The sequence below is a fragment of the Bartonella pachyuromydis genome (genome assembly GCF_039543065.1).
Lineage (GTDB): Bacteria > Pseudomonadota > Alphaproteobacteria > Rhizobiales > Rhizobiaceae > Bartonella > Bartonella pachyuromydis.
In genome coordinates, this window is the sequence record NZ_BAABJA010000021.1 from 1 (window position 1) to 10,576 (window position 10,576).

At 31.6% G+C, this 10,576-nt stretch carries 9 protein-coding genes, 1 tRNA gene and 1 pseudogene; 7 read left to right on the plus strand and 4 right to left on the minus strand.

Annotation, left to right across the window (positions count from 1 at the left end):
• Positions 1-160: 160 nt before the first annotated feature.
• A tRNA-Thr gene (locus tag ABD917_RS08140) sits at positions 161-236 on the minus strand.
• A 470-nt stretch (positions 237-706) separates the two neighbouring features.
• Here ABD917_RS08140 and ABD917_RS08145 point away from each other — a divergent pair.
• Entirely contained in the window at positions 707-931 is a 225-nt protein-coding gene (locus ABD917_RS08145; protein ID WP_345119592.1) for a SlyX family protein, read from the plus strand.
• Between the two features lie 451 nt (positions 932-1,382).
• On the opposite strand, the gene ABD917_RS08150 is transcribed toward ABD917_RS08145, so the two are convergent.
• A complete protein-coding gene (locus ABD917_RS08150) occupies positions 1,383-1,703 on the minus strand; it encodes a hypothetical protein (RefSeq protein WP_345119584.1) in 321 nt (106 codons plus the stop codon).
• Between the two features lie 225 nt (positions 1,704-1,928).
• Between ABD917_RS08150 and ABD917_RS08155 the strand changes: the two genes are divergently transcribed.
• The 5 genes from ABD917_RS08155 to ABD917_RS08175 all read left to right on the plus strand — a co-directional run bounded on the left by ABD917_RS08155 (position 1,929) and on the right by ABD917_RS08175 (position 6,082).
• Entirely contained in the window at positions 1,929-3,299 is a 1,371-nt protein-coding gene (locus tag ABD917_RS08155) for an amino acid permease (RefSeq protein WP_425548563.1), read from the plus strand.
• A 42-nt stretch (positions 3,300-3,341) separates the two neighbouring features.
• Entirely contained in the window at positions 3,342-4,022 is a 681-nt protein-coding gene (locus tag ABD917_RS08160; RefSeq protein ID WP_345119586.1) for an energy-coupling factor ABC transporter ATP-binding protein, read from the plus strand.
• Complete coding sequence (locus tag ABD917_RS08165) at positions 4,019-4,645, plus strand: energy-coupling factor transporter transmembrane component T family protein (protein WP_345119587.1); 627 nt, start codon at positions 4,019-4,021, stop codon at positions 4,643-4,645. The genes ABD917_RS08160 and ABD917_RS08165 overlap by 4 nt, the downstream gene beginning before the upstream one ends.
• Positions 4,646-4,672: 27 nt before the next feature.
• On the plus strand, positions 4,673-5,221 hold the full coding sequence (locus tag ABD917_RS08170; protein WP_345119588.1) for a biotin transporter BioY: 549 nt from the start codon (positions 4,673-4,675) through the stop codon (positions 5,219-5,221).
• Positions 5,222-5,527: 306 nt separating this feature from the next.
• Positions 5,528-6,082 (plus strand): biotin transporter BioY, encoded by a 555-nt coding sequence (locus tag ABD917_RS08175; protein WP_345119589.1) that lies wholly within the window; start codon positions 5,528-5,530, stop codon positions 6,080-6,082.
• A 1,673-nt stretch (positions 6,083-7,755) separates the two neighbouring features.
• Here ABD917_RS08175 and ABD917_RS08180 read toward each other — a convergent pair.
• Positions 7,756-8,418 carry a lysozyme gene (locus tag ABD917_RS08180; RefSeq protein ID WP_345119590.1) on the minus strand — a complete coding sequence of 221 codons (663 nt, stop codon included), beginning with the start codon at positions 8,416-8,418 and terminating at the stop codon, positions 7,756-7,758.
• 1,359 nt (positions 8,419-9,777) lie between these two features.
• Between ABD917_RS08180 and ABD917_RS08185 the strand changes: the two genes are divergently transcribed.
• Positions 9,778-9,924 carry a hypothetical protein gene (locus ABD917_RS08185; protein ID WP_345119591.1) on the plus strand — a complete coding sequence of 49 codons (147 nt, stop codon included), beginning with the start codon at positions 9,778-9,780 and terminating at the stop codon, positions 9,922-9,924.
• Positions 9,925-10,465: 541 nt separating this feature from the next.
• Here the strand turns inward: ABD917_RS08185 and ABD917_RS08190 are convergent.
• Positions 10,466-10,576 (minus strand): annotated as a pseudogene (locus ABD917_RS08190) (tyrosine-type recombinase/integrase); the annotation flags it as partial.

The following is a 10,576-nucleotide window of genomic DNA, read 5'->3' on the forward strand; positions in this document are numbered from 1 at the left end:
AGAAAGAGATCTTAGCCTTTACTCCAGAGAAAAATGCGGATCAAATAACAACAAATTAGATAAAATTGTATAAACTGTAATAGGTGGACTAAAAGGTGGTCTAAAAATCGTTATTTAAAGAAAAAAAATCTATATATTTCAATACGTTAAAAGCAAAAAATGGTGCCGCATGCCGGATTCGAACCAGCGACCCCATCATTACGAATGATGTGCTCTACCAACTGAGCTAATACGGCATAAACTTGTATATTAATTAAACAAAAATCAGTTTCAAGGTAATAACCAAAACTATACTCAAAAGCAAGTATGCATTTTTTCCAATAATTTATAAGATACAGCTGTGATTGGAATCACAAGAGAGTGTGGAGGTTAAAATCAGAACAGTATTTTTGATCTTGATACCATAAAATGCTTTTCAAATTATATTGTTTTCAAACTTATAAATCAATATGAAAGAACATCTCCTAGGTGAAAATGATATCAAGAATGTCCTTGTAAAAATAAAAATATTTACTGCTTTTGTGGAAAAGAAGAAATTTATTAGGCAAGTGATTGAAAGGGGGGAAAAGTATCATTAATTTTTATGCTATGAGAATAAGATCAGTGGAATTGGTAGAAAAGTTACTTCTCATTCTTCTAGAAAGAGGAATAAAAGAGGTAGTTTAATAAAATGAATATGTCTTTTGTTTAAGATGGAATAAGAACTATAGTGGATGAGCAACGATTGATAGAGCTAGAAATAAAATTAGCTTACCAAGAAAAGTTTATTGATGAGCTTTCTAGTGTTGTGACGGATCAATGGAAAACTCTAAATGAGATATCTGAAAAAACAGATTCTTTAGCGAAGCGATTTTCAGATTTAGAAGAACGGGGGGTTCTGAAGCGATTATTCTGCCATTTCCTCGCCAATAAAGACATATACTTGGCTTAAAGCGTTCAGTTTTTTATAATCCATTTCATTAGATATGTGAGCTATTTTTATAAGCTTTATAATTTTCTCATTGATTTCAAGAAATTTCCGTCTTATAAAAATGCCGATAATATTGAGGGGTGTTTTCTATATACTATTTACCACTAAAAAGAAAAAGCTTTTGGAGGGAATGCATGAACAATCATGGTAGTTTTTACTAGCAGCGGTGAGAGCTTGAATTGGATCACCCATCTTTTTTTATTGATATAAATTAAGATGACACTACTACTTAAGAGTATTCAGTAAGTGGATGCATATTTTCATAAGTAAGGCATTTTTGATTTATTCTTCTTATTAAAAGAGCTAAAAGCTATTTTAATAGAGTGGAGTTTTTTCGAAGTGTGCTTATTGCGTATGGCACTGTGGATTTTGGAAGAGTCTTTTCGATATTAACATCAAATGTATTATGCTTTTAAGTGTACAATATTTTGTGAAAAGGTTTTGGTTTTTCGTGATTCAAGATACAAAGTACTATTGCTAAAGTACCAAAGATAGACCATACTGGCAAACGAATGAGAGTAATGCAAACTGAGGATAGGAAAGTTGGTATAGTATTATTGATAGAGTGGTTAAGTCCATAAATATCTGTTTGCAGAAGATTTGCTAATATTTTATTTAAGGGAGTAGTCATCCAATATGATGAGCTCATGGAGTTTACGCTATCAATGACAAATACTATAATTGTTAGTGTAACGAAAATGAAAGCCGTTAATTTGAGTAAAGGGCGAAGCATGTTTTTTCCTATAACTTTAATGGAACAATCGTATAATGCACAAAGAAATAAGAAGTTGCATTATAGTAAGGAAATGAACTAATACTTTCTATTAAGAAAAATGTTAAAGCTATTCTTAGCTTCTCGTGGAAAGGTTAAAATCAATATCAAGGGGGGAAGGGAAGAATAGTGCATAATGATACAAATAATGAATTGAAGCGTAATCTTCAAAATCGCCACATTCAAATGATTGCGTTGGGTGGGGTTATTGGGACAGGACTTTTTTATGGATCAACAGAGGCAATACAATTAGCTGGTCCCTCGGCCATTGTAGCTTATCTTGTCGGGGGGCTTGTTATATATTTCATTATGCGTATGCTTGGTGAGATGTCAGTAGAAGAACCAACATCGGGTGCTTTTAGTTTCTTTGCTTATAAATATTGGGGGAGGTTAGCAGGCTTCATAACAGGTTGGAATTATTGGTTTCTTTATATTCTTGTAAGTATGACAGAGCTTACAGTGATCGGGTTCTATCTTGATCATTGGATTTTGATTGATCATTGGAAGTCATCCTTCATTGTTCTTTTGTTCGTTACATTAGTTAATTTATCGAATGTTCGTTTTTATGGAGAATTTGAGTTTGGTTGTGCTTTGATAAAAATTGCGGCTGTTATTGGGATGATTGTTTTTGGGATTTTTCTCATTGTCACTGGAATAGGAGAAAATCAAGCGAGTGTTCATTATCTTTGGGATCATGGCGGTTTTTTTTCTTATGGAGTAACAGGGGTTGTTTTGGCGACTTCTGTAGTAATGTTTTCTTTCGGAGGGACTGAGCTTATTGGTATTGCAGCTGGAGAGGCATCCAATCCACGAAAAACAATTCCAGCAGCTATTCGTCAGGTTATGTGGAGAATTATAATTTTTTATATTGGTTCTATCAGCGTTATTATGATAATCAACCCATGGAATATGATTGAAAAAAACGGTAGTCCTTTTGTTACAATTTTTGAAACTGTAGGAATTCCTGCGGCGAGTCATATTTTGAATTTTGTGGTTATTATGGCTGCTATTTCTGTTTACAATAGTGGTATCTATTCTAATGGCCGTATGCTTTATAGTTTAGCTATACAAAAGAATGCACCACGTATTTTCAGTAAATTAAGTACTTCTTGTGTTCCTTATGTTGCTATCCTTTTTTCATCATTTTGTACGGCGATAATCGTTGTTGTTAATGCTCTTGTCCCTGATAATAGTTTTATGCGTATTATGGCTCTTGCCACTGCAGCAGCAGTTATTACTTGGGCTATTATTATTATTGTTCATTTGAAATTTCGAAAGGCACATAAGAACAGAAAAGGAAATTTTATTTATGCATTTGGTTTATATCCTTATGCCAACTATTTTTGCCTCTGCTTTTTTGCTTTATTGTTTTCAATTATGCTTATCAGTGGCTTTGGGAAACATGGGTTAATGGCTCGATTTTTCGATATGATGGGAATAAGAATATCTGCTCTTGAAACGTATATCCCTGTACAGATGCCTGATATGAGTTTGGCAGTTATTATTATTCCGATATGGTGTTTGTTTTTACTTTTAAGCTACAGACTTAAGCAATAACGGTAGAAGAGGCAATATCAAAGGAATTGATTGGAATAAATCTTGGGAACTATAAATTTTGATAAGGTGACACAAGTCTTTGGTGATTTGTGTATTCTAAAGGATATTACTGTACAGCTTACCGAAAGACGAATTGCCGTTATTGGCGCGAATGGTTCTGGAAAAAGTACATTTGTTCGTCTTATCAATGGGCTACAATTACCATCTTATGGTTCTGTAAGCGTTGATGGGCTTGATACAAAGCGCGATGCAAAGGCGGTAAAGCGTAAAGTAGGGTTTGTTTTTCAAAATCCTGATAATCAAATTGTTTTACCATTAGTGGAAGAAGATTTATCTTTTGGTCTCAAAAATCTTAAGCTTAGTAAAGATGAAATTAACAAGCGTATAGATGAAATTTTACAGCGCTATGATCTTCAAGCTTTTAGAAATCATGCGGTTCATTTATTAAGTGGTGGACAAAAACAACTTGTTGCCATTTCTAGTGTAGTAGCAATGAAACCGGACTACATTGTTTTTGATGAGCCAACGACATTATTGGATTTGCGAAATAAGCGTCGTGTTACGCAGGTTATAGAAGAATTATCACAAACGGCAATAATTGTATCACACGACTTGGAATTTCTCAAAAAATTTGATAGGGTACTTGTTTTTGATAAGGGGGAGATAGCAATTGATGATGTACCTTTTGTTGCTATCAAGGAGTATATAAGAAGGATGTCATGATCGGTTTATATATTCCAAGGGATACTTTTATTCATAGGCTTAGTCCATGGGTTAAGTTATTATTTCTTACGGTATCTGGAACCGCTATAATAATGGTTTCATCCATACCGCTTCTTGGGCTGTTTTTATTACTCATAGTCTTATTCTATAGAGTTGCCAAGATTCCTTTTTGTACTGTGATAAAGCAGTTTAAATCGATGATATTACTTCTAGTTCTTCTATTTGTATTTCAGACTGTTTTTAGCAGTTGGCTTACGGGGGTCGAGGTCATATTACGCCTTGTTATTCTTTTTTCTTTATCATCATTTATTTCATTTACAACAAAGGTTTCAGATATGGTGGGCTCAATTGAAGCAGGGCTCCAGCCTTTTCGATGTTTTGGTATAAATCCATCAAAAGTGAGTATGGTTATCTCTATGGCTATTCGCTTTATTCCTCTTTTGAGTGAAAAGTTTAATGAGGTGCGTGAAGCACAGCAAGCACGTGGACTTAATACTAATATTGTTGCTCTTTCAGTACCTTTAATTATACGAACCATAAGAATGGCTTCAGAAGTAGCGGAAGCATTGGAAGCGCGTTGTTATGATACTGATACTATCGATAAAGTATCAAATAGTAACTAGAGTTATTTCATAATGAAAGGATAATAAATGAATACAAAAGACTTAGCTTATATTGCTTTATTTGCTGCTATTTACGCTATTTTAGGCCTTTTTCCTCCTATTTATCTACCTTTTTTTCTTGGGGTTCCTATTACAGCACAATCGATGGGGCCAATGTTAGCAGGATCTATACTTGGGGCAAAAAGGGGGGCTTTAGCGTCACTTCTTTTTCTTGCACTTGTGGCAATTGGATTGCCTCTATTACCTGGTGGTCGTGGTGGAATTAGCGTCTTTTCAGGAATTGCTAGTGGTTATCTTATAGGTTTTCCATTTGCGGCATTTTTTATTGGCTTAATGGTTGAATTATTTTGGCAACGGTTAAATTTTATAACATTATTTGTGATAAATATTGTGGGTGGTATAGGAGTTGTCTATGCATTCGGTATTCCATGGACAGCATATATGACTAAAATCTCTTTATTAAAAGCTTTAATAGCATCATCAGGTTTTTTGATAGGTGATAGTTTAAAAGTGCTGATTGCATCTTTTGTTGCACTTGCAATTAAGAAATCTGTTCCTCTTATTAATTCAAAGTAAAATTTTATTTTTAAAGTTATTATAATATAATATGTTTAATATTTGAAATATATTAATATAAAAAATACCACATAAATAATTATTATGTGGTATTATAATATAATTTATTTTATAATATTCATTTTATACATTAAAAATTATTGAATTTGTAATTCTTTATTGTAATATATGATTTATATTAATAGTATATTTAATTTACTTTTAGATAAGTTCTATTTATATGAAGGTATACTATTAATTAAGGTTGTTACTATTGATCAATAATAACAACAAGCAAAGATCATTTCATAATGAAGGAAGAATTTAGTGAATACAAAAGATCTAACTTATATTGCTCTATTTGCTGCTATTTACGCTATTTTAAGTCTTTTTCCACCTATTCATCTGCCTTTTTTGTTAGGGGTGCCTATTACAGCTCAGTCTATGGCTCCAATGTTAGCAGGATCTATACTTGGTGCAAAAAGAGGGACTTTAGCATCGCTTCTTTTTCTTGTCCTTGTAGCGATTGGCTTGCCGCTGTTGCCTGGAGGGCGTGGTGGAATCAGTGTTTTTTCAGGTGTTACCAGTGGTTATTTAATTAGTTTTCCATTTGCGGCATTTTTTATTGGTTTTATGGTTGAGTTATTTTGGAAACGGTTAAATTTTATAATATTATTTTTGATAAATACTATAGGGGGTATTGGAATTGTCTATTCTTTTGGAATACCGTGGGTGGCTTATATGACGAAGACCCCTTTGCTAACGGTTTTAATAAGTTCATTAGGTTTGTTAACTGGTGCTTTTATAAAAGTTCTCATTGCATCTTTTGTTGCGCTCACAATTAAAAAATCCATCCCTCTCATTACCTCAAAGGAGAGGTAATTCTACTTTAAATTGAGCTATTTTACCGCAGTTTAAATGAAGACAAAAAAGAAAATAAGATAAAGGTCATTTATCTTATTTTTTATGCTATGATAAGATAAAATAGTTTTATTGTATAGTTTCTAAGCAATTATCTAAAAAATGTACTATATAATATGAAATATACTATTATACATTGATAGTTATCAAATTTATTTTGATTGATATAATTGCTATTCTATATCGATCTCTAAAAATAGAATAGATAATATGATTTGTAAAATAATGATTTTTTTATAGAAAATTTGACAAATTATAAAATATTTTTATACTTTTGTTATTATAATATTTGCAATATAAAAATAATATAGTATTATCCATAATGAATAATATATTAATAATATAAGGCATTAAAATAAAACTATGAATATAAGATATTACTTTGCTGTATGTGTGATTATTTTAGGATTTTCATCTATTGTAAAAGCGTCTGATCGTACATTTTTTCAAGAAGAAACATCTGTTATCACTGATTCCACCGTTTTGAAGACAAATATGTTTTTTGATAATCAGGTTGATGCTTTATTAACTAAAGTTATTATAAATACGTATTCTGGTAATCATGATGTATTTTGGAAAAATTTAGTACAATTGTTTCATAAATTCAGCTGTGTATATATTTCTTTAGGAACATATTTATACAATTCTATATTCTCTATATTCAATTGGTAGAATATAGAAAAAGCAGGTATGTATTATTTTAGCTTAATTTTTACAGCAAAATTGTGAATTGTGCTTTGAGATGGTTTGGTACAATAACAGAAATGTTTTCTCTCTTTACAACAGTTTGTGAGGCTGCGAATATTGGTCTTATACGTCTATCCAATAGTGAAAGGCAGTACAGTTTTGTTTTTATGGCGTTATATTATGTATAGGAAAAAAGCTGATAAATCTCTTCACTCTGTCTAAAAACTATCCATTAAGAAAAAGCATTTTATTACTACTGTTTTAAATTTTTGTGTAGAACACATTTTTAGGGTTTGATGTACTAACTGTTTTATTCTGTTCGAAATATCATCATCTTTCGGAGAGGATAGACAGAGCTTTATTAATTTTGTTAAGAAAACTTTATCAAAATAATGCGTATCCTCACAGATATCCAAGGAAAATTAAAAACTTATTTTCTCATCCTAGATTTATAGATTTTTTTTCTTAGAAAGATGAGTCAGATTAACAAGTTAAATGTAATAAAAGAGTAGGTTTCATATTTTGATAAGTACTAATTATCTTATGAAGAAACTGTTTCTCTGATTCTGTGCGTTCTGTATTTCTATTATTCTGCTTTCCGTCCACGTTTCACCCACACAGACATCCACCGTGTTTATTATGCTTTAAAATAGTTTTCGCTAAATTGAGGTTAATCACCTTGATATCCTGCTGATTCAAACAGATGGGCAGCTATCCTACACAAAAAGTTTGCTTATTCGTTACGCATTCAGTCAGAAGGCTTGCTATGTACATCAGCGTCACTCTTCCATTAACTTCATTTCCTATCTCAAATCACATTGCTGCCATCTTGAAAATTTCTTTTGTTTGTTTTCTCTGTTTGGCTCTTTTCGAAAAAATTCGCTTAAGCAATAAAAAAGCCATTAAAATTGCCACCGTCGTCGTTAGGCATTTTTAAATTCATAAGATTATAGGCGGTACTCCCCAAAACGTTTAACGATATATGCCATAGCCGTACAAGCCGCCAAAACCATAATACCTGCTAAAGCCCATTGAACAGGACCATTCCCCGCAAAAAGTCCTCCAAGCCCTGAAAAAGAACCTATAATTGGTGCAATAGCTTCTACTTTACAAATACCTGTCACACCTTGTGGTTCTATTATTTGATAATTTGGAGATACATATGAGCCCTGAGCCCATAGTCCTGCCTCTGCTGCTCGACGATTGACAAGACCTGGAAGACGCTTTCCTCCTACTCTTGTCCATTTTTGTAATTCAGTTGGTACAGCTTCATAATTCCCTTTATTAAGCTTTTTTACAAGTGTAGAGTCACGAAAAGCGTCTATTCCAATATTATAAGAAAATGACACAAGTGCAGCAAACTGCTCATCATTTAAAGGAACGGTAACTGTTTTTTCAACAACATATTCAAATTGTTGCAAATCTTGATAAAGAATCTTTTCCGCTTCTGCTTCGGTAATCCGCATACCTTTATGAACATGTGGTGTCCCAACAGCGCTTGTATGTCCATAACCAATTACCCACACACCAACGCGAACTTCATAAGCGTTTAAACACAAACCCTCCCATTTTTTAATCAGCGCTAACCCTTCTTTTGATATTTTTCGCATTATCCTTATTCCATAAAAAAATGACACAAAACAGGACACAAATTAAAAATTCAAATCCATTTATTTAAAAATAAGGAAATGAAGCGATCTAGTAAAAATCCGTATCTTTTTAGTAGAGCTATTAAAATCTATGTCACTTTTTATTAGTAAAAATATATATCAATCACTACCCACTCTGTAACAAGCAGCTTCCTTTCGACTTTAAAAAATAATAACCGCAACTAAATTAATTTGTAATTAGACAAAATTCGCTCAACGTTTTTTAGATTAATTATTCACGTAGCACTATCCTATAAACTCTATGGGCAATCCCACTATGAATATTTTTGTTTGAAAGAGAAGTCATTCATGGTGACACATTAAAAAAATATAAAGATAAACGATTAAGAGAAATGCATTTTATATTGTTGCTCTAAGAAATAATCTTTACAGCATGCCTAATAAAAATGAGAATCGATAGACCACACCAACACCAAAATCATCATAGATAATTTTAAGTTCATTTTTTGAGATTTTTTTTACAAAAGCTCATATAATAGAACCATCTATACATAGCAGCATCGCAAGTTAGTATAAATTTCATACGCATAGAAAAGATATAATCAATTACTATTCTTGCATCATCCTCTTTACTAATTTATGTCATACTTCCATAAACGCTCAAAATGAAATCCTTTCCAATCTTAATATTATTTTAAAATCATATGAATCTTAAAAACCTAGATAATAAATTCTTTCACCTCATACCCATAATTATTATTTCTGGAGCAGTTTTATTTAAAAAGACTCTAATCTACCCAGAAAAGCACACGCTATTTCAAAAGTTACTATAAAATCACAAATAAAATTTTGTATTTACAAAATACCCTAGGAATCTATATGTAAAATACACAACGCATCATACAAATTTCAGGAAGAAAATCTACAGTTAATTTAATAATTTTTAATTTTTCTCTCTGATTGTCTCAATTGCCTCAAAGAAGATAAATTCATTAAGAGGTTTTTTAAAGCAAATTTTCTATAAGACAATACATTGAAATGAAAAATATAAGAGGTATCATCTATGCATTATTGTAACAAGCACCAAAATTTATGGTATAAACTGAGATGAAAATGGCTGCCTAAAAGGTGCTAAACATAGAGTTTATAAAACAGAAACCGAGTATTTATTCACTGGACTTACAAAGCTTGTCATAAAGAACGACAAAAACATTTAAAAAGAAGAGCATTTCAGAGTCATTGGAAGAAATTATAATGCATGATATATTTTTTAGTTTTTATCCTAAGAATAAATAAAAAAACAACAGTTTATACATCATCAGTCGTGTTCGTTATATGCTCCGAAAAGAGCTTGACTTTATGAATACCTTTCAATTGAAACAAAATCCTCTTTTCAAAACGGATGTAGAAGCGGAAAACTTTGTTGATATTACTGATTATGATTTGCTTAGCTTTAAGTCCGTTTATTTCAAATTTTTACCTAAAGAATCTTCTATCAATATTTGATTTCCTCAAGCGCTTATGAAAGCTTTAAAGGAAGAATCTAAAAATCAAATTTTTCTTTACAAATGCTATGTTCGGTATCTGGCTGAATAAGATTTACGAAGGAGTTACCGTAATTAAATTCTCTTTCACTATAGAAGATTTTAAAAAGCACAAAGATAAAGTATAAACGCTATATTGTTATTACAGTGTTTTTGATTATAACAACGTGAGCAATATATTAGCTTGTATGCAGAAATTCCTTCCTTTTCATGATAAATGTTCAAGCAGAAAAGTTTTAAAAGACATTATGAACGTTGTTTCAAAAGTTGCTGAAGACATATGATGCAATAAAAAAATTCTATGCTTTGATTACATGATAAATTCAATGAAGGACATTTACAAGACTCCACAGGTAGTTTTCTATTCCTGTTGCTAAAAATGTTGTAAACGTAAATAGATGTATTTCTTTTAAGGGATAGTTTATTGTTATTAAATCAATATATTACTGTAATAATGAGGGAAGCGTTGAGTCTTGATTCTATAATGTTTTTTTCTTCTATCCCTAACTTTTTTGAAGCTTTTTTATAGCTTCAAGAGCGAGCTTTTTACGGTCCGCGCTCTTTGTGTAAAGAGATGCCATAGCGTCATTTGTCCAGCCAAAAATTGCTTTCAA